Annotated in this window: 23 protein-coding genes; 9 read left to right on the forward strand and 14 right to left on the reverse strand. The window is 66.2% G+C overall.

The window, feature by feature from the left end:
• The 4 genes from fliQ to flgB all read right to left on the reverse strand — a co-directional run bounded on the left by fliQ (nt 1) and on the right by flgB (nt 1,691).
• Complete coding sequence (gene fliQ, locus V5279_RS30220) at nt 1-264, reverse strand: flagellar biosynthesis protein FliQ (RefSeq protein ID WP_024580945.1); 264 nt, start codon at nt 262-264, stop codon at nt 1-3.
• A gap of 135 nt (nt 265-399) precedes the next feature.
• The gene (gene fliE / locus V5279_RS30225; RefSeq protein ID WP_338690853.1) at nt 400-720 is read right to left on the reverse strand and encodes a flagellar hook-basal body complex protein FliE; all 321 of its coding nucleotides are present in this window, start codon (nt 718-720) and stop codon (nt 400-402) included.
• A gap of 26 nt (nt 721-746) precedes the next feature.
• Complete coding sequence (gene flgC / locus V5279_RS30230) at nt 747-1,172, reverse strand: flagellar basal body rod protein FlgC (RefSeq protein ID WP_338690854.1); 426 nt, start codon at nt 1,170-1,172, stop codon at nt 747-749.
• A 108-nt stretch (nt 1,173-1,280) separates the two neighbouring features.
• A complete protein-coding gene (gene flgB, locus V5279_RS30235) occupies nt 1,281-1,691 on the reverse strand; it encodes a flagellar basal body rod protein FlgB (protein ID WP_166306062.1) in 411 nt (136 codons plus the stop codon).
• Between the two features lie 351 nt (nt 1,692-2,042).
• On the opposite strand from flgB, the gene V5279_RS30240 reads away from it, so the two are divergent.
• From V5279_RS30240 to V5279_RS30255, 4 genes are all read left to right on the forward strand, one after another.
• The gene (locus V5279_RS30240) at nt 2,043-3,002 is read left to right on the forward strand and encodes a flagellar biosynthetic protein FliO (protein ID WP_338690855.1); all 960 of its coding nucleotides are present in this window, start codon (nt 2,043-2,045) and stop codon (nt 3,000-3,002) included.
• Nucleotides 2,999-3,751 (forward strand): flagellar type III secretion system pore protein FliP, encoded by a 753-nt coding sequence (gene fliP, locus V5279_RS30245; RefSeq protein ID WP_029085410.1) that lies wholly within the window; start codon nt 2,999-3,001, stop codon nt 3,749-3,751. Before V5279_RS30240 ends, fliP begins: the two co-directional genes overlap by 4 nt.
• Nucleotides 3,752-3,837: 86 nt before the next feature.
• Nucleotides 3,838-4,725: a hypothetical protein gene (locus V5279_RS30250; RefSeq protein ID WP_338690856.1), complete on the forward strand. Its 888-nt coding sequence runs from the start codon at nt 3,838-3,840 to the stop codon at nt 4,723-4,725.
• Between the two features lie 51 nt (nt 4,726-4,776).
• A complete protein-coding gene (locus V5279_RS30255; RefSeq protein WP_338690857.1) occupies nt 4,777-5,928 on the forward strand; it encodes an aminotransferase class V-fold PLP-dependent enzyme in 1,152 nt (383 codons plus the stop codon).
• Here V5279_RS30255 and V5279_RS30260 read toward each other — a convergent pair.
• The 6 genes from V5279_RS30260 to V5279_RS30285 form a co-directional block, all read right to left on the reverse strand.
• Nucleotides 5,925-7,166 carry a YbfB/YjiJ family MFS transporter gene (locus tag V5279_RS30260; RefSeq protein WP_338690858.1) on the reverse strand — a complete coding sequence of 414 codons (1,242 nt, stop codon included), beginning with the start codon at nt 7,164-7,166 and terminating at the stop codon, nt 5,925-5,927. The genes V5279_RS30255 and V5279_RS30260 overlap by 4 nt on opposite strands.
• Nucleotides 7,167-7,285: 119 nt before the next feature.
• Nucleotides 7,286-7,540, reverse strand: coding sequence for a 4-oxalocrotonate tautomerase family protein (locus V5279_RS30265; protein ID WP_338690859.1), 255 nt, complete (start codon nt 7,538-7,540; stop codon nt 7,286-7,288).
• 20 nt (nt 7,541-7,560) lie between these two features.
• Complete coding sequence (locus V5279_RS30270) at nt 7,561-8,271, reverse strand: SDR family NAD(P)-dependent oxidoreductase (protein WP_338690860.1); 711 nt, start codon at nt 8,269-8,271, stop codon at nt 7,561-7,563.
• An 88-nt stretch (nt 8,272-8,359) separates the two neighbouring features.
• Nucleotides 8,360-9,319: a LysR family transcriptional regulator gene (locus V5279_RS30275; RefSeq protein WP_338690861.1), complete on the reverse strand. Its 960-nt coding sequence runs from the start codon at nt 9,317-9,319 to the stop codon at nt 8,360-8,362.
• 26 nt (nt 9,320-9,345) lie between these two features.
• The gene (locus V5279_RS30280; RefSeq protein WP_166207248.1) at nt 9,346-9,582 is read right to left on the reverse strand and encodes a hypothetical protein; all 237 of its coding nucleotides are present in this window, start codon (nt 9,580-9,582) and stop codon (nt 9,346-9,348) included.
• 69 nt (nt 9,583-9,651) lie between these two features.
• The gene (locus V5279_RS30285; RefSeq protein ID WP_338690862.1) at nt 9,652-13,503 is read right to left on the reverse strand and encodes a tetratricopeptide repeat protein; all 3,852 of its coding nucleotides are present in this window, start codon (nt 13,501-13,503) and stop codon (nt 9,652-9,654) included.
• 293 nt (nt 13,504-13,796) lie between these two features.
• Here V5279_RS30285 and V5279_RS30290 point away from each other — a divergent pair, with 293 nt between their 5' ends.
• Nucleotides 13,797-13,970 (forward strand): hypothetical protein, encoded by a 174-nt coding sequence (locus V5279_RS30290; RefSeq protein ID WP_338690863.1) that lies wholly within the window; start codon nt 13,797-13,799, stop codon nt 13,968-13,970.
• A gap of 8 nt (nt 13,971-13,978) precedes the next feature.
• Here the strand turns inward: V5279_RS30290 and V5279_RS30295 are convergent, their stop codons facing one another.
• The 4 genes from V5279_RS30295 to fliL are packed head-to-tail and all read right to left on the reverse strand — an operon-like array spanning nt 13,979 to nt 16,955.
• Nucleotides 13,979-14,791, reverse strand: coding sequence for a flagellar protein FlbB (locus V5279_RS30295; protein WP_338690864.1), 813 nt, complete (start codon nt 14,789-14,791; stop codon nt 13,979-13,981).
• On the reverse strand, nt 14,788-15,252 hold the full coding sequence (locus tag V5279_RS30300) for a DUF6468 domain-containing protein (protein ID WP_166207257.1): 465 nt from the start codon (nt 15,250-15,252) through the stop codon (nt 14,788-14,790). The genes V5279_RS30295 and V5279_RS30300 overlap by 4 nt, the downstream gene beginning before the upstream one ends.
• A complete protein-coding gene (gene fliM / locus V5279_RS30305) occupies nt 15,249-16,448 on the reverse strand; it encodes a flagellar motor switch protein FliM (protein ID WP_076858773.1) in 1,200 nt (399 codons plus the stop codon). Before fliM ends, V5279_RS30300 begins: the two co-directional genes overlap by 4 nt.
• An 18-nt stretch (nt 16,449-16,466) precedes the next feature.
• Nucleotides 16,467-16,955 carry a flagellar basal body-associated protein FliL gene (gene fliL, locus V5279_RS30310; RefSeq protein WP_338690865.1) on the reverse strand — a complete coding sequence of 163 codons (489 nt, stop codon included), beginning with the start codon at nt 16,953-16,955 and terminating at the stop codon, nt 16,467-16,469.
• A gap of 382 nt (nt 16,956-17,337) precedes the next feature.
• Between fliL and flgF the strand changes: the two genes are divergently transcribed.
• The 4 genes from flgF to flgH are packed head-to-tail and all read left to right on the forward strand — an operon-like array spanning nt 17,338 to nt 20,723.
• Nucleotides 17,338-18,102, forward strand: a complete 765-nt coding sequence (gene flgF / locus V5279_RS30315) for a flagellar basal-body rod protein FlgF (protein ID WP_029085396.1) — start codon at nt 17,338-17,340, stop codon at nt 18,100-18,102.
• 16 nt (nt 18,103-18,118) lie between these two features.
• Nucleotides 18,119-18,907 (forward strand): flagellar basal-body rod protein FlgG, encoded by a 789-nt coding sequence (gene flgG / locus V5279_RS30320; RefSeq protein WP_029085395.1) that lies wholly within the window; start codon nt 18,119-18,121, stop codon nt 18,905-18,907.
• A 2-nt stretch (nt 18,908-18,909) separates the two neighbouring features.
• Entirely contained in the window at nt 18,910-19,965 is a 1,056-nt protein-coding gene (gene flgA, locus V5279_RS30325) for a flagellar basal body P-ring formation chaperone FlgA (protein ID WP_338690866.1), read from the forward strand.
• 5 nt (nt 19,966-19,970) lie between these two features.
• A complete protein-coding gene (gene flgH, locus V5279_RS30330; protein WP_166207275.1) occupies nt 19,971-20,723 on the forward strand; it encodes a flagellar basal body L-ring protein FlgH in 753 nt (250 codons plus the stop codon).
• Nucleotides 20,724-20,826 lie beyond the last annotated feature (103 nt).

Consider the following 20,826-nt stretch of genomic DNA (forward strand, 5'->3'; position numbering starts at 1 on the left):
TCAACCGCCGATGATTCGCGACGAAATCCGCATCATGTGGCTGGCGAGCGAGTCGGCCATGAACGGTAATGCCAGCAGCAATGTGACGAAGATAGCGAGGATCTTCGGCACGAAGACCAGCGTCTGTTCCTGGATCTGGGTCAGCGCCTGGAACAGCGACACCACGACGCCGACCACGAGGCCGACCACCATGAGGGGCGACGACACGATCACGATGGTCCAGATCGCATCACGCGCGACGTCGAGGGTTTCAGGGCCGGTCATTGTTGTTCTCGCTTTCAGTTGTTTTCGTCATTCCGGGGCGCGAAGCGAACCCGGAATCTCGAGATCCCCCGATGTGCAATTGCACATCTGTGGCTCGATGCTTCGCATCGCCCCGGGATGACGTCGCTAGTGACATCAGATCGGCATCTTCATGATGTCTTCGTAAGCCTGGATGACGCGGTCGCGGACCGAGACCAGCGCCGACACCGCAACGTCGGTGTCGGCGACCGCCGTCACCACGTCCATCACATTCGCCTTGCCCGAGGCCATCGCCATGGTCTGTGCGTCGGATTTCTTGCCGGCCTCCAGCACGCTGCCGACGGAGTCCTTGAGCAGCGCGCTGAACGACGGGCCGGCGACGGCCTGCCCGCCCAGCCCGGCCTTCTCGGCGCCGCCGCGCTCCATCAGTTTCGCGAGACTGGCGTAGGCGTTGGCGGCGACTGTCGGTGTGGCCATGATTTACGTTCCCTGTTCTTGTTGCGTCAGGACTTGAGGATGTCGAGCGTGCGCTGGATCATCCGCCGCGTCGCGCTGATGATGTTGAGGTTGGCCTCGTAGGAGCGCTGGGCGTCGCGCATGTCGGTCATTTCGACCATCGGATTGACGTTCGGATATTTGACATTGCCGGAGGCATCCGCCGCCGGATTGCCCGGTTCCTGCTTGATGCGGAACGACGACCGGTCCGGCCGGATCCGGCCGAGGGTCACGACCTGGGCGTCGAGCGAGCGGTCGAGCGCGGACGAGAAGGTCGGCACCTTGCGGCGATAGGGATCGCCGCCCGCGGTCTGCGCCGTCGAATCGGCGTTGGCGATATTTTCAGAGATCACCCGCATCCGCCCGGCCTGCGCGCGCAGGCCTGATGTCGCGATGCTCATCGAGCGGGTGAAATCGCTTGTTCCATCTGCCATGGGATCCTCCTGCCGCCGTCAGGTGTCAGCTTGTTTGAGCATGATCTCCGCGCAAACGCCTTGCGTTTGCGCGAGGGAAAACCGCTCCACACTTTTCCGGATCATGCTCTAGCCCTTGCCGATCGCGGTTTTCAGCAGATGCAGGCTTTTGCTGTAGAGCGAGGTGACGGCCGCGTAGTCCATCTGGTTGGCGGACACTTTCAGCATCTGGTCCTCGAGATTGACCGCGTTGCCGGCCGGACGGGTCTGGAAGCCGCTCTTGCCCCGGTCGTTGTCGAAGGTATCAGGCGCGCCGGCCGCCGCCAGATGGGTGCCGCTGGTCTGCATCATCGGCAGCGTCCCCACGCCGCCGCCGACCGTGGCGCCGCCGCGGTCGAACTTCGGCTCGACCAAGTCGCGCGGCCGGAAGTTCGGCGTGTCGGAATTGGAAATGTTCTCGGCAAGGACGCGCTGGCGCTCCTGGTGCCACTGCATCTTGCTGCGCAGCGCCGACAGGATCGGGAGATCGTTCATGGACATCGCCGCGGCTCCGTTAACCTCTTGGACAACCCTTGGGCTCCCGAGGTAGGCAGAATTTGCCCGGTGTATGGTTAACGGGTGGTTAAAATGTTGGACTGATCCGTGGAGAACGCCGCAACTGAGGCCTGAGAGCGCATTTTCGCCACGAATGCTGCGTTAACCAGCACGGACCAAGACAGCGTGGGGCGCTGAGAAGTCGTTTTGGGACAAGCGATTCTTGGTTTATTAATAGAACAGCCGGCTGCAAGCCGCTGGGAATTAAGAAATAAGGCGAATCTCGGGCGCGATTCGCTGCGCAAACCGCACCTGTCAATCCGCGCTCGTTGATGGCGAAAGCTGAGGAAGGCCACGATGGCCGGGGACTCCAATATGCAGGTCGTTACATTCGTCTTGGCATTCGTGGTCGTGCTGGCGCTGATCGGCGTCACCGCATGGCTCGTCCGCCGCTTCGCCGGAAACCGCCTCGGGGCCAACGCCAATCGGGGGCGGATGCCGCGGCTGGCGGTGATCGACGCTGCCGCGGTCGACGGCCGGCGCCGGCTGGTGCTGGTCCGCCGCGACAATATCGAACATCTGCTGATGATCGGCGGCCCCACCGATATCGTCGTCGAGCCGAACATCGTCCGCGCCATGCCCGGGCGTGATCAGATGTCGGCCCGCCCCGCGGTCGGCCCCGAAGCTGCGCTGCCGCGCGCCGCACCGCTTCCGGACGCGGCCTGGAACGAGAGCGAGGCCGCCCGCTCCGACACTTTCGAACTTCCCGAGCCCGAGCCGCCGCCACGTCAGGCGCGCCCCTCCTTCGCCGACGAGTTGCGCCGGCCCCCGTCGCCGGTCGCCGAGCGTCGCAGCGATCCGCTCACGGGCTTCACGCCCGAGCGTAGCGAGCCGCGGCCCGATCCGATGCCGCCGCGCCTGCCGCCGCGCTCCGAACCCGTGATCCCGCGTGTGCCGCGCGCGGCCGAACCGCCGAAGGCGCCGCCGCCGCTGCGCGCGCCCGCGGCCGAGCGCGCCGTCACGCCACCGCCTCCCCCCGCTCCGCCACCGGTCGCGACGCAGGCGCCTCCGGCCCAGCCGCCCGCATCGAATGCCGACGCCAATCTCGCCGAGATGGCGCAGCGGCTCGAAGCTGCGCTGCGCCGCCCGACCGGCCCAGGCGAGACCGTCGCGCCGCCGGTTGCGCCCGAGGCGCCGCCGGTGCGTGCGCCGCGCAGCGAGCCGCCCGCCGCGCCTGCCCAGCCGAAGAGCGGGTTCGAGAATCTCGAGGACGAGATGGCCTCGCTGCTCGGCCGACCACCGAAGTCTCCTTCGTGAGATCAGGGTCCGTCCCGCGTAGAGTTTTTTTCATCGCTGTCCTGATCGCCGCCGGGTCCTTCGCTGATCCGGCGATGGCGCAGGATATCAGCATCAATCTTGGCGGCGGCAATGGCGGCGTGACCGAGCGCGCGATCCAGCTGATCGCGCTGCTCACGGTGCTGTCGATCGCGCCGTCGATCCTGGTCATGATGACGTCGTTCACGCGCATCGTGGTCGTGCTCTCGCTGCTGCGCACCGCGCTCGGCACCGCCACCGCGCCGCCGAACTCGGTGATGATCGCGCTCGCGATGTTCCTCACCGCCTTCGTGATGGGGCCCGTGCTGCAGAAATCCTATGACGACGGCATCAAGCCGCTGGTCGCCAACCAGATCGGCGTCGAGGAGGCGTTGCAGCGCGCTTCGGTGCCGTTGCGCGGCTTCATGCAGAAGAACGTCCGCGAGAAGGATCTGAAGCTGTTCATGGACCTCTCCGGCGAACCGCCGCCGGCGACGCCCGATGAGATGTCGCTGCGCATCCTGGTGCCGGCCTTCATGATCTCCGAGCTGAAGCGCGCCTTCGAGATTGGCTTCCTGTTGTTCCTGCCGTTCCTGATCATCGACCTCGTGGTCGCCTCGGTCTTGATGTCGATGGGCATGATGATGCTGCCGCCGGTGGTGGTGTCGCTGCCGTTCAAGCTGATCTTCTTCGTGCTGGTCGACGGCTGGGCGCTGGTCGCCGGCAGCCTGGTGCAGAGTTACGGGGGGTAGCCCCGCGAAACAATCATGGCCCGTCAGCTGGATCGGCCGTGCCGTTGCACTATCATACGGGGCACCGCATCCAGGGAGCCGTGCCCGTGCAGCAGCCATTCGACCGCGCCGCAGAAGATCTCGGCAATTCCATCCATCTCGAGCATGTCAACGTCCAGGTGCCGGACCAGCGCCTCGCCACGCTGTTCTATGTCGCCGGCATCGGGCTGACCCGCGATCCCTATCTGATGGTCTCCGACAGCAACATGTGGGTGAACGCCGGCCGCAGCCAGTTTCATCTGCCGACCGGCCGGCCACAGGTGCTGCGCGGCCATACCGGTATCGTGATCGCCGGACGGCAGGCCCTGCTGGCGCGGCTTGCCACGGTGGCCCCCAAGCTCGAAGGCACCGCATTCGGCTATCGCGAGCGCAACGATCATGTCGAGGCGACCTGCCCCTGGGGCAACTGCCTGCGCTGCTTTGAGCCGGACGCCGAGCGGTTCGGGCGCATCGCGCTCGGCATGCCCTATGTCGAATTCGAGGTGCCGCGCGGCACCGCCGAAGCCATCAGCCGGTTCTATCCCGAGATCATGGGCATCCCGGCGAGCGTTGTGAGCGGCGACGGCGTCGTCGCGCGCGCCAAGGTCGGCAAGGACCAGTATCTGCAATTCCGCGAGACCGATCAGGCGCAGGGCGAGTTCGACGGCCATCACGTCCAGATCTACATCACGGACTTCTCGGGTCCCTACAAGCGGCTGCGGGAGCGCAATCTGGTCTCCCGCGAGGACAATCAGTACCAGTACCGCTTCTGCGACATCGTCGATCCCGCCGATGGCCGGCATCTGTTCACCGTCGAGCACGAGGTGCGCAGCGCCACCCATCCGATGTATCTGCGGCCGCTGATCAACCGCAATCCGGCGCAGACCAACCGCACTTTCGCCAACGGCTACGACCAGGCGCCTTGGGCGATGGGACCGGATCAGTATGACGGGTGAGCGCACGCCTCCGCATCACGCCATCCTCCGCAATTTCAGCCACGAGACCACATGCTTCCCTCCCAGCGCCACCTCTTCGAGATTCCACGCGAGATCTGCTACCTGAATTCGGCGTCCTACAGCCCGCTGCCGCTGAAGACGCTGGACGCCGGCCGCGCGGCGGTCGAACGCAAGGGCCAGCCCTGGACCATCGATGCCGGATTTGCCGGCCGCCAGCATGAGCGCGCCCGCGCTGCGGCGGCGCGCCTGATCAATGCCGATGCAAATGACGTCGCCCTGATCCCGGCGATCAGCTACGGCGTCGCGACGGTGGCGAAGGCGCTGAGCATTCCGCGCGGCACCCGCGTCATCGTGCTGGAGAACGATCACTCCTCGCCGGTGCTGGAATGGCACGCCCGCGCCGAGGCGCAGGGGTTCGTCGTCGACACCGTGCGCCAGCCTGCCGACGGCGACTGGACGTCGGCCGTGCTGGCGACGATCGAGCGGTCAGGCGCGCCGCCGGTGGGCCTCGCCTCGATCTCCTCGGTGCACTGGTCGGACGGCGGCATGATCGATGTCGACAAGGTGCAGGCCGTGCTGCGGCGAAACGATGCGATGTTCGTGATCGACGCGACGCAGAGCGCCGGTGTCGTGGCGATGGACGTGACAAAGCTCGATCCCGACGCCGTGATCTTTCCGACCTACAAATGGCTGATCGGCCCCTACGGCCGCGCCTTCCTCTACGTCGCGAAACGCCACCAGAACGGCGTGCCGCTGGAGCAGACCTCCGCCGGCCGCCGCAACGTGAATTCCGAGAACCCGGTCTATTTCGGCGATCTCACCTATGTCGACGACGCCCGCCGCTACGACATGGGCGAACGCGATCATTTCATCACGCTGGAGATGGCGTCGATCGGCATGGAGATGATGGCGGACTGGGGCGCCGCTGCCGTCAGCACGCGGCTCGCGATGCTCACCGAGCGGATTGCCGACGGTGTGCGTGACCTCGGGCTCGACGTGCCGGCACGCAGCGTGCGCGCGCCGCACATCCTGAGCCTCGGCATGGCCGGCGGCATTCCGAAGGAGTTGATCGCGCGCCTCGCGGCCGAGGACATCCACGTCGCGTTGCGGCTCGGCCGGATGCGGATCTCGCCGCACGTCTTCAACGACGAGGCCGATGTCGACCGCCTGGTCGCTGTGTTGACGAAGGCGCTGCGCGGTTAACTCTGCTTGCGCCCCAGCGCAACGACGCTGAACAACTCAATCGCCAGCGCGACGGCGACGCCGGCCGCGCCGATCACGAACAGCAGCGCGTAATCGCCACCGCTGTGCGCGAACAAATAGGACAGGCCGTAGGCGCCGGCCGCCTGGAACAGCGCGAAGGTCGTGGTGGCCTGCGCCCAGGCGGAGCGCTGGCTCGCGGCCGAATGCGGGATCAGCTCGTGGATGCGGCCGATCACCAGCGGCACGATGCCGGGCGTGAAGCCGCCGACAATGAGGCTCGACACAATCATTGCGGCCGGTGACGTCGTCACGACAGGCAGCGCGACCGCTACGGCCTCGATCAGGAACGCCACACGGAGCGCAGCGGCAAAGCCTGCGCGATCGGCGAGATGTCCTGACAGCAGCGGACCGACCACGGCGCCGATGCCGTACAGCACCCAGTAATAGGAACCTGCCGCGATCCCCTGTCCGAGTCCGCGGGCCACGAAGTCGACCAGGAACACCATATGCGGCACCAGCGCCAGCGCATTGAGGCCGTATTCCAGGCACAGCGCGACCAGCAGCGGCGAGCGCACGCCATGCGACGCGACGTGCTGTTCTGCGGCAGCATGCGCGGCGGGCGCCTCGGCCGGCCACGCCTTCCAGCTGATCAGGGTCAACACCGCCGACAGGATTCCGAGCCCGTACCAGGCCTGCTTGACGCCCTGCTGCAGCAACAGCGGCACCAACGTGCCCGAGGCGGCGACGCCCAATCCGACGCCGGCGAAGATCACGCCGCCGATCAGGCCGCGCTTGCTCGGCGCGGTGTGCGGCAAAATCGCGGTCGCCGCCAGCACCATGATCACGCCGCCGCTGGCGCCGGCGAGGAAGCGGAAACCGAAGAACCAGATGAAGGAGACCGGCACCGCGCAGGCAAAGCAGGTGATCGCAGCCAGTGTCATCATACTGCGCAGCGCCCATACCGAGCCGATCCGCGCGCCGAGATCGCGCGCGATCAGCGCGCCGGCGAGATAGCCGGCAAGATTGGCGGCACCGAGATAGACCGCTTCCGCCGGCGTGAACCATTTGGCCGCGATCAGCGCCGGGATCAGCGGCGTGTAGGCAAAGCGCGCCAGCCCGAGCCCGACCAGCGAGGCGCACAGCCCTGCGGCCGCGGACAGCCACAGCGGTCCGCCTGCATCGCGATGGGGTCCGGCGTGATGGCGCCTGTCATGATCGACATTGGCTGACATGGACATCGCAGTAGGCCCTCCGGCCGTTCGTGAAAAATGATTAGTTGCGATCGCAGCAATCGTTGACAGCGATCACGCTCGCCTCTCCCGATCGGGAGAGGCGCCGGTTCGATTTTGCGCAGGGGTCAGCGGGAAGATGTCGGCGCCGCTGCAGCAGCCGCAAGCTTCTTGCGATAGTCCAGCGCGGGCAGCCCGCCCCAGCCCCAATTGTCGGTATCGACTTCCTCGACGATGACGAAGGTCGATTCCATGGGCTTGCCGAGCACGTCGCGCAGCAGCTCGCTGGCGCCCTTGATCAGCGCGGCCTTCTGCTCCCGTGTGGTGGACGACGCCCCCGGCGCCGTCCCCTCACGCGTGACCTGGATGGTGACGATAGGCATGACACGCTCCCGCTCGCACCTTAGTGACCTGCGCTCTGGCCGCCATCGACATGCAGGATCTCGCCGGTGACGAAGCCCGCGCCTTCCAGGAACAGCACGGCGTCGACGATGTCCTTCATCTCGCCCATCCGTCCGACCGGATGCTGCTTGGCGAGGAAGTCGTGGGTCTCAGGCGCGTGCATCGGGCTCTTGATCACGCCCGGCGCCACCGCGTTGACGCGGATGCCCCTGGCGGCATATTCGATCGCGAGCGACTTGGTCGCCGCATTCAGCCCGCCCTTGGTCAGCGAGGCCAGCACCGAGGGCACGTTGCTGTTGGCATGGTCGACCAGGCTGGTCGTGATCTGCACGATGTGGCCGGACCCTTGCTTCGCCATCTCCTTCGCCACGCGACGGGTGATGTAGAAGAAGCCGTTGAGGTTGGTCGCGAGCACCGACGCATAGTCCTGGTCGGTGTAGTCGATGAACGGTTTTGCGACGAAGATGCCGGCATTGTTGACCAGCGTGTCGACGCGGCCGAAGCGCGCGAGCGCCTGCTTGACGACGCGGTCGGCAACCTCGGGATCGCCGATGTCGCCCGCGACCGCCAGCACATCGGCATCGGAGGACGGCCTGATGCTGCGGGAATTGGCGACGACGCGGTAGTTGCGGTCGCGATAGCCCCTGACGAGCGCTTCGCCGATTCCCTGCGACGCGCCGGTGATAATGGCAACCTTCTGCTCTGCACCCATGGTCTCTCTCCATCTGTTGGTGAGGCTGCAACAGCGCCGCCCCGATGGAGAGCAACCTAAATACGTTCAGTTTCCGCGCGAATGCCCGCTATTCGGCAGACACTCTTCCGCGGCGCGAACGACTGGCCTGGCTGGCTTCGCGCGACAACCGCTCGAAATAGCGTTTCAGCCGCGGCGTCGCGAAGTCAACGAAGGCGCGCACCTTCGGCACGTCGAAGCGGCCCTGCGGCGCCAAGAGATGCACCGGAAGCGGCGGATGCTCGTCGCTTGCGAGCAGGATCTGCAGCCGCCCGTCGCGGATTTCCTCGGCGATGTGATAGGAGAACAGCCGGGTGATGCCGTGCCCTTCGCTGGCCGAGGTGACCGCCGCGCGCACCGTGTTGACCACCAGCCGCGGCGTGAACTGCACCGCGCGCGCGACCTTCGACTTCGCGGCCGGCGGAAAACTCCAGGAGTCGAGCCCGAAATGCGTCATCGCGATGATCTGATGCTTCGCGAGATCGGCCGGCTCGCCGATCACCGGGTGCTGCGCGAGATAGCCCGGTGATGCCGCGACCACGCGGCGCACCTCGCCGAGCTTGATCGCGACGAAATTGGAATCGGCGAGATGGGCGATGCGCAGCGCGACGTCGATGCCCTCGTCGATCAGATTGACGGTGCGATCGAGCATCACCAGCCGGGCGACCACCGCGGGATGCTCGGTCATGAAGGCATCAAGCACCGGCCGCAGCACATCCTCGCCGACCACGACAGGCGCCGTGATCGTCAGCGTGCCGCGCGGCGCCGAGCGCTCGCCGCCGGCCGAGATGTCGGCCTCCTCAAGCTCAGAGAGGACGCGCCGGCACGCCGCCGCATAACGCTGCCCGGCATCGCTCAGCTTCAGCGATCGCGTGGTGCGATGAAGCAGCTCGGCACCGACATGATGCTCAAGGAACGCGATGGCACGGCTGACCGCCGCCGGCGAGCGCCGCAACTTCCGGCCGGCGCCCGCAAGGCTGCCCTCGTCGACCGCCGCGATGAAAACCTTCATGGCGTCGATGCGGTCCATAAGCTTTCCTCGGCTCGCGGCTGCCGCTACCCCTGCACATCATACTGCTTGCTGAGGTGATCGCCGATCTGCACCAGCATCGCGACGCATTCGGGGTAGCCGGGCCTGGCCACCGTGGCCTCGTCGGCGCTGGCACGGAATTCCCAGCTGTCGCCGTCGCGCAGCACGGAGATGTCGATGCCATCAGGGCAATCGGCATGCACCTTCAGCTCGGCCCGCGCCATCGCGATAAGTTCGGCTTCGGTCTTGCTCGGCTTGCTCATATGACGACGTCCTCCCGGCTGGCGACTTCCGCCATGGTTGCCGATTTGATGGGCGTCTGTCGAGGGGCGCTACTGTGACGCGCTGGCGCGGCGCTCGCCCTTGATCGCCGGCAGCGTGCTCACCGGCGCGACCTTCGCACTGTCTGGCACCGATCCGGTCGCGACCGGATCGGGCAGCGGCGCGCGGGCGGTGGCGTCGGGGAAGCGGACCTTCATCTCGCGGATGAAGCCGTCGAGCGTGTCGACGCTGGCGGCCATCCGCGCGATCTGGGCGAATTCCGCGCTCGAGGTCGCAACGGGTTTGCTGGCCGCGTCGAACGCCAGCCTGTCGGCATCACCGGACATCAGCGGCGCGTATTTCTCGCGGAACCGGGATAGCCCGATGGCGTCCTCGGCGAGCGCGTAACCGACCACGGCACGGATGATGTCAGCCTTCTCGCCCGGGTTGAGCGGGGTGAAGTCGCGCCAGCGATCGCCGTAGTAGAGCTCGATCTGCTCGGACGCCTCGCGCCAGTGCCGCGACGCCCAATAGATGTCCGAGCGCAGCCGGATCGCCTCGCGGCCGGTGATGTTCGAGATGATGTCGAGCGCGAGGTCGTGCCGGCCGACGTCGCTCTGCGCGCGCGCCTCGAGCAGCAGCCGCTGCTGGCGCAATTCGCCGGAGAGGTCCGCGATCCGGGTCGAGCGCAGCGCGCCGATGGCGCGGTCGGGCTTGCGGTTCATCAGATAGACCATTGCAAGGCGCGCGGCGACCTGGGCGCGCGCCGCGCCTTCGAGACGCTTGTCGACCTGGTATTGCAGGAGGTCGGCGGCCTGGTCGAGCAGATCGACACCCACGAGACGGTCGGCGAGACGGCGGATCATCTCGTCGCCGCGGCGGCCGATCGGCGTCAGCTCGCGGTATTCGTAGAAGGTGCCGAGCGCATCGATCGGCGCCATCTCGTCGCCCTTGGGGCCGAGATAGAGCTGCACGAACAAGGCCGACGCGGCATCCTGCGCCAGCCGCGATTCCGGCGCGTTCGGCTGCAGCCGGGTCGCGGCACGCGTCACCGCGAAGGCGTCGGCATAGCGCGCGGTCTCGGCGTAGATCTTCGACAACACGTAGAGCGTCTTCAGCTCGATGGAGTCGCCGCGCCACAGCATCGACAACAGCTCGAGCTCCTTCAGCACATCGTCGCGCCCGATCTCGCCGCGCTTCTGCTTGAGCAGCGTCTCGAGCAGCCTGCCCTCGGCAGCGGCCTGACGGTCCGCCGAATTGGCGGCGAAGCGGTAGGCGTCAAGCGCGTCCTTCTCCTGGCCGAGCGCTTCGGCGAGCCGGCCGCGCAGCACCGCAACCGCGGGCTTGAGCTCATCGGGAACGCCGACCACGTCGAGATCGCTCTTGCGCCGCGCCGCGCCGGCATAGTCTTTGACCTCGAGCGAGGCCTTCATCGAGTCCAGGGTGACGATGCGCTGCAGGTCGGCAGGCAGCGTCGCGACGGCGAATTCGGCGTTCTTGAACTTCTCGCGCGCCTCGGCCCATTTGCCTTCGCGGGCAAAGGCGAGCCCCTTCCACAATTGGGAATCGTAGCCATTGCCGATCACGGGATTGGCAAGGTCCTTCAGCCCCTGCGCCGGATGCCCGATCAGGATGCTGGCGACCGCGTGCACCATCACCACAGGCGCCGTCTCGCTGCCGCGCTTGCTCTCGGACAGGATCAGATTGGTGACGCCATGCGCTTCGTAGTACATGCCGCGCGCCATGTAGAAATCGGCGAGATCGAGCCGTGCCTGCGGCAGTTGCTCGGCATTGGCGGCGCCGGCCGCCACGATCAGAGCGTCGAGCTGCTTGAGGAAGCTCTCCGACCGGTTCTTGCGCCACTCGTCCGGATCGAACAGCGGCTTCACCGCCGCAGTCGCGCGCTCGGCGGCGACATCGGCCGACGACAGCGTCAACCCGCCGGGCCGGCCCAGCATCACCTTGTCGGCGCCAACCTCCGCCTTGACGTCGTCGGCGTTGGGATGGACCACGACGCCGTGGATCGATTCTAGCAGCGAGAGCTCGACGAAATCCTGCCGCTTGATGATGCCGCGGGTCGGCGGCGGCGCGGTCACCACCCAGAGCGTATCGCCGGCGTCGGGATCAACCAGTTTATGGAGCTGGCCGGGATTGGCGAGCGGCACGCTGACATTGGCGAGCGCGGGCTCCGAGATGTTGCGCACCACGCTGAGCGGCAGCGGCGGCTTCTGCACCCGGTCGGCAAAGGTCAGCGTCCAGCTCACGCCGCGCGAGCGGTCGTCGCTCTCGAGCGACGGCATCTGCGGCCGGTTGAGGCGGAAGCGCACCGCCTGCCCCTTCTCCAGCGCAATCCGGCTGACGTCTGATATCAGCGAGCCGGCCTTGGCGCGGATCGGATCGACATCGATCGCCTCAGGCGTGTCAAACACCATCCACACCGTGTCGGCGCGGCGGAACAGCGCCGCCGGCGTCGCGCCGGGGAATGCAAAGGTCACCCGCAGCCCGTCGCTGTCGCGCTGGGCATCGACCGCGGGCTTGCCACCGGCACGGGCATCAGTGGGCGGCGATGGTGCCGCGGCCGGCTTCGGCGCTTCCGTTGCCGGCGCGGCCGCGACGGCAGGCGCGGGCTTTGGCGCATCGCTCACCGGCGCCATGTTCGGTTCAGCCGCGGAAGGGGCGCTGCCTTCGCGCGGGGCCGGCGCAGCAGCGTTCTCGACGCCAACAGCCGGAGCAGCTGCGATCTTCGGCAGCTCGGAATTGGGCAGCTCCGATCTCGGCTGTTCCGTTTTGGCGGGCGCGGCTGCCGGCTGTTCGGTCGTGGCTTGCTCGGGCTTGACCGGCTCGGCTTGCGGCGGTTCGGATTTGACCGGCTCCGCCTTGGACTGCTCAGGCTTGGACTGCTCAGGCTTGGGCTGCTCAGGCTTGGGCTGCTCAGGCTTGGGCTGCTCAGGCTTGATCTCGATCTTGGCCTCTCGCGCGATGCTTTCCGACGTCACCGGCGCGATCGCCGCAGCGCCTTTGGCCTTGCCGCGCGGCGTGGGCAGCAGCGCGCTCAGCGCGGGCTTTGCCGCCGGCTGCTCGTTCTGCTGGAACGCGACATCGACGATGTAGTTCTTCTCGTCGCGAAACGAATGCACGTCGACATCGCCGATCAGAGTCACGTCGACCGCCGAGGTGTCGGTGTCGGCGCGCGCGCTGATCGACGCGACGTTCGGGGGTGCGGCGATCTTGGCATCGGCAAGGTCGAAGCTCAGCACCGAGTTGAAGGCCAGCGTCAGCTTCTGTTCGTTCAGCACCGAGGAGACGCTGACACCGTCGGGGACCTCGAACACGAAGCGGACGAAGGTGGGCTGCACCAGCGCGCGAACGCGCACCGGCGGCTTTTTCTTGGCGGCGTCGGCGGCTCGCTGCGCGCGCAGCAACCGCTCGGCGGCGCGGGCGCGCTCGGCAAGCGCGCGGATCACCTCCTGCGGCAGCGACGGCGGCGGCCCGGTCCAGCTGTCGGGCAGGAAGTCGATGAAGATGCGTTCGCCGGCGGTCATGGTGTTGATGGTGACGCGGCGCGCCAGCGACAGGCGGATCGCCGAACCGTCCGGATCGCGGCGCGCGGCGCCGACATAATCGGGCACCGCATCCGACAGTTTCTCGACCGGGATATCGACCGGACGCTTGAAGCGGATCACGATGATCGTGCCGGCGGCGGTGACCTCGGACTCGACATCCTCCTTCAGCTTCAGCACCAGCCGGGCAAAGCCGTTCGCGGCCGAGAATGCCGCCTCACCCGGCACCGGGTCTTCGGCGCGCGCAGCGGGCGAATATGTGAGGATTGTGAGAGCGAGGCCGGTGGCGAACAGGCACAGACGCGCAGTCCGCGCCCAGGCGCGGCCTAGCGACCATGTTCCAGCGGCAGCCGTTCGCGCCATCTCGAAACGTTTTCTCGGGACCCCAGCCATACCAGCGCGAAGCGCCCTCGCCCACGCGTCCCGATCTTGGATCGGGCGGCGTTAAGGAGCTGTTAACGTCAACGGATTGTTTCGGAGGGGGCCAGCAAGGAGCGAGCAAGTCTATAGGCGGTTTCCGAGCTGGCTCCGCCCCGCGGTGCTCTGCCCCTAATGAGGCCGCGAGGTATTTCAGACCATTCTCGAATGCGTTTGCGGTATGGTTAAAGAATGCTTGCCATCACATTGGCCCGGCTCAAGGAAACTGGCGACTTGAGATGCCGCTCAAGACAGCAGGGTTCGGTATCAAGGATCATCTGAAGAGACTCGAGCAAGCCGCACCGGCGCTGGACGATGCCGATCCATCTTTCGTCGCAAGAGCCATCGCCGACCTCGCCGAGGCCCCGCCTGGCTCGCGGGCGCAAGCCTGCCGGAAGCAGGCCCGGCGCTAACGCTCCCCTCAATTCGTCTTCGGTGCGAGGATCTTGCCTTCGATCTTGGGGAGATCGTCTGTTGAGGCCGACTTGTCGCCGCCGGCGCGGCGGGCGAGCTCGACGGTGAGCCGCTCGGCGGCCTCCGGCTGCATCAGGCCCAGAATGTCGGACATCTTGCGCGGCTGGATTTGCGAGGCGATCTGGTAGAGCACGTTCATTTCCAGGCGATCGAACACCTTGGCGGCGTCCTTCGGCTTCATGTTCTCATACATGGTGACGATGCCCTTGAAGCGGGCGGCCTCGGCTTCCGCCTTTGCCGCCGCATCGGCGTTCGACTTGGCGTCATTGGCCTTGGCCTCCTCGACCTTGGCCTCGATGCGCTTCTCGGCTGCCTTCAACAGGCCTTCGCGGATATCGACCTCACGCGCGCGCGTCTCGAGCTCCTGACGGCGCGCCTGCAACCGTTCCAGGATCGCGCGCTCCGACGCCGACACCGGCGCGGGCGCATCCAGATTGACCACCACGCCGTCGGGCTTGGACGGCTCCGCGGCCGGGGCGGCCGGTTTCGGCGCCTCGTCCTTCTTCTCTTCCTTGCCGTGCACCGATCCCGTGATGTCGCCGGGATCGCCTTTGATCTTGCTGTCAGCCACCGCCTTGCCGGCGCCGGGGAAATTGAAGTTCTGCTGCGCCCAAGAGGGGCCAGCCGGGCCAGCCGGCCGCGCCTCGTCAGCGAACACGTAACCGCCATCGAGCACGAGGCCCGCGACCTTCAGCACCATCAGGCCGAAGATCGCGACCAGCACCACTGGCATCACTCTGATGTCACGAAGCAACTTCATGCAGCGAGGCCGCCGGCCCTCCTGCGCTCGGTGAAGGCTTCAGCCGCCGCGGCAACCGCGCGGGCGGCGGAAACCCTGGGCGCCGGCGCCGCCGGTGCAACGGCGGGAGCCGGGGCGTACGCGGGCTCGGACGGCCGCGCGGCCTGCGCGATCTTGGACAGGCGGCGCACCACGCCATCGCCTTCGGCCAGCTGGGTCTTCAGAAGCGCCGACATCTGCGTCGCCGCATCGAGCCGGTTGCCGAGGTTCTCGTTGACGTCGCGCACCGCGTGCTTCAGCCCGCCGATCGCCCGCTCGGCGATCTCGGTCGCGGTGATCAATTCCGCGATCGTCGCCTTCAGCGAATGCTCGTCCGCCTTCAGCCGCTGCAGGCGCTTGTTGAGCAGCCAACAATAGCCGATGGTCAGCATCAGCAGCACGGCCACCAGACTCTCGATCGCTAGTCCAAGCACATGACTCATGGTGCCTCCATCATCTTGGTCCGCTCATCCGCCTTCTCGAACATCGCGAAGGTGGTTTGGGGTTTGCGCAAATTCTTGGTGACGCGGATCGCGACGCGGTCGCCGACGCGGCCCATCCGCCCTTCCGTCAGCGTGACGTTGCCGCAGCGGACCGAGACCAGCGCGTCGGAGCGGATATCCAGCGGCAGCGTGTCGCCGACCTTGAGCTTCATCAGCTCCTTCAGCGGGATGTCGGCCTCGTACAGCACCGCGTCGACCGAAATCTCGGCCTGCGCCACCTCGGTGGCGAAATGGCCTTCCCAGATCGGGTCGCGGCCGAACTTCTCGCCCATGAACATCTGCAACAGCACGTTGCGGATCGGTTCGATGGTGGCGTAGGGCAGCAGCAATTCGACGTTGCCGCCGCGGTCTTCCATGTCGATGCGCAGGCGCACCAGGATCGCGGCATTGGCCGGCCGGCTGATCGCGGCAAAGCGCGGATTGGTCTCGAGCCGGTCGATCGTGAAGGTCACCGGCGACAGCGGCCGGAACGCCTGCTCGGCGTCCGACAGCACCACTTCGACCAGCCGCTTGACCAGATTGGTCTCGATCGTGGTGTAGGGCCGGCCCTCGATCTTGAGCTGGGTCTGGCCGCGGCGGCCGCCGAGCAGCACGTCGATCATCGAATAGATCAGGTTGGAGTCGACCATGGCGAGACCGAAATTCTCCCACTCCTCAGCCTTGAACACCGAGAGCACCGCCGGCAGCGGGATCGAGTTCATGTAGTCGCCGAAGCGCACCGAGGTGATGCGGTCGAGCGAGACCTCGACGTTGTCGGAGGTGAAATTGCGCAACGATGTCGTCATCAGCCGCACCAGGCGGTCGAACACGATTTCGAGCATCGGCAGACGCTCGTAGGACACCATCGCGGAATCGATGATGGCGCGGATGCCGGAATGGTCGTCGAGGCTGACGTCGCCGACCGTGAAGCCGAGGAGATTGTCGATCTCCTCCTGCGACAGCACGCGCTCGCCATTGGTCTTGCCGCCGAAGTCGCGGCTGCCGTCCTCGACCATGGCGGCCCATTGCAGCGCCATGTTCTCGGTGAGCTCGTTCTTGGCAGCTTCCGCCGCGGCCGCCGCGGGATCCTCGGAATCGAGCGAGGCTTCCCACTGCGCCGCAATGGCGTCCTGGTCCATCTGGTCGTTGCCGGCCATGGCTTTACATCCACCCCGTCACTGGATCACGACTTCCTTGAACAGCACCGCGTTCACCTGGTTGGGGGTGAGTGCGAGGTTGACCCGCTTGGTCAGCTCCTCCTTGAGGCGGAACAGGCCGGCCGAGCCGTTGAGATCGCTCGGGCGCAGCTCGCGCATATAGGTCTGGAACAGGTCGGTGACGCGCGGCAGCGCCGGCTTGATCGCCTCGGCCTGCTTCTCCTCCTTGACCTCGAGCACGAGCTTCAGCTTGAGATATTGCACCCGCTCGCCGGGCGCGCCGACCAGATTGACCAGCATGTCCGGCACGTCGATGAAGCTCGGCGGTTTCGGCGGCGGCGCCTCGGCGTGCTGATCCTCGCCGTGGCCGCGCACGAAGACAAACCATACGCCGGCGCCCGCGCCGAGCACGACGAGGAAGCCTGCGACGGCAATGATCAGCTTGAGCTTGCCCTTCTTCGGAGCGGCCGCGCCCTCGCCGCTATCCGTCTTTTCCTCGTCCGCCATCGTCCGCTCGCTTCACTCTGAAGGATGCGAACGCGATTTGCCCCAGCTTTGGCCTGAAGACGCGATACAAATGCCGCCAGCGCACACGCGCCCCAATGAAGGCAACGCTAGGGTCATAATGGTTAACGGAAGCTTAGGATTTACCATCCACTAGGAAAAAACTGCCGGGCAAACATGGTCAACAAGACCTTTCTGCCGCCCCGCGCACGACCCGGTCAAACATCTAAGATATTCAAATACCTGAATATTTCGAGTTGGCACGGCTTTCGCTCAGAGGACGTCGTAACGAACGGGTTTGGGAGAACCCAATGGTTACCGACGGTCCGGCGTGAAGGTTTGGGAGAACCTCTGCATCGGATCACCTCACAGGGGAGAACCACCGATGCAGAATACGCTTCTGGTCGGACTATCGAAGCAGATGGTGCTGGAACGGCAGATGGATGTCGTCTCCAACAACATCGCCAACATGAACACCAACGGCTACAAGGCCGACCGGTCGCTGTTCCAGGAATATCTGTCCTCGAACGCGCATGAGGACAATTTCGCGTCCTCCGACCGCCGCGTCTCCTTCGTGCAGGACCGCGCGACCTTCCACGACTTCTCGCAGGGGCCGACCGAAGAGACCAAGAACCCGCTCGACGTCGCGATCGACGGCAACGCCTTCCTGGTGGTGCAGACCCCGGCCGGCGAGCGCTACACCCGCGAAGGCAATCTGCAGATCAACGGCCGCGGCCAGCTCGTCACCGCCTCGGGCTACCAGGTGCTCGGCAACGCCGGCCCGATCACGTTCCAGCAGACCGACCACGACGTCAACATCGGCGCCGACGGCAATATCACCGTGCAGGAGGGCACGTCCCGCCTCGACTCGGTGCGCGGCAAGCTGCGCCTGGTCTCGTTCGCGCAGGCCCAGCGCCTGCTCAAGGAAGGCTCCAACCTCTACGCGCCCGGCGAGGGCACGCAGCCGCTGCCCGACACCAAGGCGCAGCTCCGCCAGGGCTTCATCGAGAAGTCGAACGTCAATTCCGTCGTCGAGATGAGCCGCATGATCGAGATCACGCGGACCTACACCCAAATCGCCTCGCTGCTGCAACAGCAGAGCGACCTGCACAAGTCGGCGATCGAGAAGCTCGCCGACGTGCCGAACTGATCCGGGGGATTGACCGATGCGCGCACTTTATACAGCTGCGACCGGAATGGCGGCACAGGAACTCAGCGTTCAGGTGATCTCCAACAACATCGCGAACCTGCGCACCACCGGCTACAAGAAGCAGCGCGCCGCGTTCCAGGACCTGATCTACGACCATGTGCGCCGGGTCGGCGCGCAGGCCTCCGATCAGAACACCATCATGCCGATGGGCATCGACCTGGGCGGCGGCGTCAAGACCGTCGGCACGCCGCGGATGATGACCCAGGGCACGCTGTCGCCGACCGGCAACGATCTCGACATCGCGATCCGCGGCGAAGGCTTCTTCAAGATCCTGATGCCGGACGGCACCTTCACCTACACCCGCGACGGTTCGTTCCAGATGGACAACCAGGGCCGCATCGTCAACGCGCAGGGCAATTTGTTGCAGCCGACCATCACGATCCCGCAGAACGCCTCCGGCCTCACCATCAATGCCCAGGGCCAGGTCTCGGTAACGCTGCCGGGCCAGACCGCATCGACCAATGTCGGCCAGATCGGCCTGACCCGCTTCATCAACAAGGCCGGGCTGATGCCGATCGGCGACAATTTGTTCCAGGAAACGCCGGCCTCCGGCCAGCCGCAGGACGGCATCGCCAACACCGACGGCTATGGCGACATGCAGCAGAGCAACCTCGAACAGGCCAATGTCGAGGTGGTCTCGGAAATCTCCGACCTGATCGCCGCGCAACGCGCCTATGAGATGAACTCGAAGGTGGTCTCCGCGGCCGACCAGATGATGCAGTCGACCTCCAACCTGTTCCGCTGAGGATGATGTTGATGATCGCCCGCTCACTCCTGATCGCAGCCGCGCTCCTCGCGCTCACCGTGGCACCATCAGCCGCGCAAAGCCGCAGCGAGACCATCGCGGTGCCGACGCTGCGCGCCAGCATCACGGTCGCGGACGACATCGTGCGGGTCGGCGACCTCATCGACAATGCCGGCAGCGCCGGCAGCATCGCGATCTACCGCGCCCCTGACCTCGGCACCACAGGCACGCTGCCGGTCGCCCAGGTGCTGAACGTGCTGCGCAGCCACCAGGTGATCGGCGTCGACACCCGCGAGCTGAAGGAGATCACGGTCACGCGGCTGGCGCGCACCATCGACAACAAGGAAATCGAGCAGCAGGTGTCGCGCGCGCTCGAGGGCCGCCACGGCCTCGGCCGGGCCGGCAATATCGCGCTGACCTTCGACCGCGATCCCGGCGACATTCGCCTCGAGGCGACCAACACGGGCGCGATGCAGCCGATCGGCGTGCGCTACGACGCGCGCTCGACGCGCTTCGACGTGACCTTCGAGATCAGCAACGACGCCGGGACGGCGCCGTACAAGCTGCGCCTCACCGGCACCGCGATCGAGACCATCGACGCCGCCGTGCTGGTGCGCAATGTCGAGCGCGGCGAGCTGCTGAAGGCCTCCGACGTGCTGATCGAGCGCCGTCCGAAGGCCGAAATCGGCAACGACGCGGCGGTGCGCGACAGCACCATCGGCATGCAGGTCCGCCGCCAGCTCCGCGCCGGCCAGGCCCTGCGCGTCGCCGACCTGGTGAAGCCCGATCTGGTCACCCGCGACCAGAACGTCACGCTGATCTACCGCACCTCCGGTCTCTACCTCACGATCCGCGGCAAGGCGATCGACGGCGGCGCCGAGGGCGACGTCGTCAACGTGATGAACCTGCAGTCCAAGCGCGCCGTCTCCGGCGTTGTCACCGGCCGCGGCGAGGTCTCGATCTCGGTCGCGACCCCGCGCGCCGCGCCGACCGCCGATGCCACCGATCCAAATTCCGCCTCCGTCAAGCTGAGTTCAGTCGCACCAAACGCCGAGTAAAGTTCATGTCCCAGTACCGTATCAACCGCCTCGTCCTGGCCGGTGCGCTGTTCGCACTCGGAGCGATCGCCAGCGGTTGCTCGTCGATCGACCGTCTCTCCCAGATCGGTGAAAAGCCGAAGCTGACGGAGATCGAGAACCCGACGACGCAGCCCGGCTACAAGCCGGTGCAGATGCCGATGCCGAAGCCCGAGGTCGCTTCCTACAGCCCGAACTCGCTGTGGCGCAGCGGCTCCCGCGCCTTCTTCAAAGACCAGCGCGCCGCGCGGGTCGGCGACATCCTGACCGTCATGGTGAACATCACCGACAAGGCCGCAATCGCCAACGAAACCCAGCGCAGCCGCACCAATTCCGAAGACTCCGGGGTCACCAACTTCCTGGGCTCGCAGACCATCACGCAGCCGAACAAGATCCTGCCCGGCCGCATCCTGACCGCCGACTCCACGGCCTCGAGCGACGGCAAGGGCTCGGTCAACCGCCAGGAAGCGCTGCAGACCAACGTCGCCGCTGTCGTCACCCAGCTGCTGCCGAACGGCAACCTTGTGGTCGAAGGCAAGCAGGAGATCCGCGTCAACTACGAAATCCGCGAGCTGATCGTGGCCGGCATCGTGCGCCCGGAGGACATCCAGAGCGACAACACCATCGACTCCTCGAAGATCGCCCAGGCCCGCATCGCCTATGGCGGCCGCGGCCAGATCACCGATGTGCAGCAGCCGCGTTACGGTCAGCAGGTCCTCGACGTGCTGCTGCCCTTCTAACGGCATGATCCCAACCCGAAGGGCCGCGTGAGCGCAAAGTGGAAACCGGTTTTCGGAAAAGGATCATGCCTAGGTAAGATTTTCACGAGCTCCCACATCTCGT

This window comes from Bradyrhizobium sp. 26S5, assembly GCF_036923295.1.
GTDB lineage: Bacteria > Pseudomonadota > Alphaproteobacteria > Rhizobiales > Xanthobacteraceae > Bradyrhizobium > Bradyrhizobium septentrionale.

Bases quoted from the DNA above. Each gene is read 5' to 3' on its own strand.
- flgC (WP_338690854.1), bottom strand. From the start codon at position 1,172: ATGGCAGATGGAACAAGCGATTTCACCCGCTCGATGAGCATCGCGACA.
- flgG (WP_029085395.1), top strand. From the start codon at position 18,119: ATGCGCGCACTTTATACAGCTGCGACCGGAATGGCGGCACAGGAACTC.
- fliM (WP_076858773.1), bottom strand. From the start codon at position 16,448: ATGGCCGGCAACGACCAGATGGACCAGGACGCCATTGCGGCGCAGTGG.
- V5279_RS30295 (WP_338690864.1), bottom strand. From the start codon at position 14,791: ATGAAGTTGCTTCGTGACATCAGAGTGATGCCAGTGGTGCTGGTCGCG.
- fliL (WP_338690865.1), bottom strand. From the start codon at position 16,955: ATGGCGGACGAGGAAAAGACGGATAGCGGCGAGGGCGCGGCCGCTCCG.
- V5279_RS30285 (WP_338690862.1), bottom strand. From the start codon at position 13,503: ATGGCGCGAACGGCTGCCGCTGGAACATGGTCGCTAGGCCGCGCCTGG.
- flgA (WP_338690866.1), top strand. From the start codon at position 18,910: ATGATGTTGATGATCGCCCGCTCACTCCTGATCGCAGCCGCGCTCCTC.
- flgH (WP_166207275.1), top strand. From the start codon at position 19,971: ATGTCCCAGTACCGTATCAACCGCCTCGTCCTGGCCGGTGCGCTGTTC.
- flgF (WP_029085396.1), top strand. From the start codon at position 17,338: ATGCAGAATACGCTTCTGGTCGGACTATCGAAGCAGATGGTGCTGGAA.
- V5279_RS30240 (WP_338690855.1), top strand. From the start codon at position 2,043: ATGGCCGGGGACTCCAATATGCAGGTCGTTACATTCGTCTTGGCATTC.
- V5279_RS30290 (WP_338690863.1), top strand. From the start codon at position 13,797: ATGCCGCTCAAGACAGCAGGGTTCGGTATCAAGGATCATCTGAAGAGA.
- fliE (WP_338690853.1), bottom strand. From the start codon at position 720: ATGGCCACACCGACAGTCGCCGCCAACGCCTACGCCAGTCTCGCGAAA.
- V5279_RS30270 (WP_338690860.1), bottom strand. From the start codon at position 8,271: ATGGGTGCAGAGCAGAAGGTTGCCATTATCACCGGCGCGTCGCAGGGA.
- fliQ (WP_024580945.1), bottom strand. From the start codon at position 264: ATGACCGGCCCTGAAACCCTCGACGTCGCGCGTGATGCGATCTGGACC.
- V5279_RS30300 (WP_166207257.1), bottom strand. From the start codon at position 15,252: ATGAGTCATGTGCTTGGACTAGCGATCGAGAGTCTGGTGGCCGTGCTG.
- flgB (WP_166306062.1), bottom strand. From the start codon at position 1,691: ATGTCCATGAACGATCTCCCGATCCTGTCGGCGCTGCGCAGCAAGATG.
- V5279_RS30275 (WP_338690861.1), bottom strand. From the start codon at position 9,319: ATGGACCGCATCGACGCCATGAAGGTTTTCATCGCGGCGGTCGACGAG.
- V5279_RS30280 (WP_166207248.1), bottom strand. From the start codon at position 9,582: ATGAGCAAGCCGAGCAAGACCGAAGCCGAACTTATCGCGATGGCGCGG.
- V5279_RS30255 (WP_338690857.1), top strand. From the start codon at position 4,777: ATGCTTCCCTCCCAGCGCCACCTCTTCGAGATTCCACGCGAGATCTGC.
- V5279_RS30260 (WP_338690858.1), bottom strand. From the start codon at position 7,166: ATGTCCATGTCAGCCAATGTCGATCATGACAGGCGCCATCACGCCGGA.
- V5279_RS30265 (WP_338690859.1), bottom strand. From the start codon at position 7,540: ATGCCTATCGTCACCATCCAGGTCACGCGTGAGGGGACGGCGCCGGGG.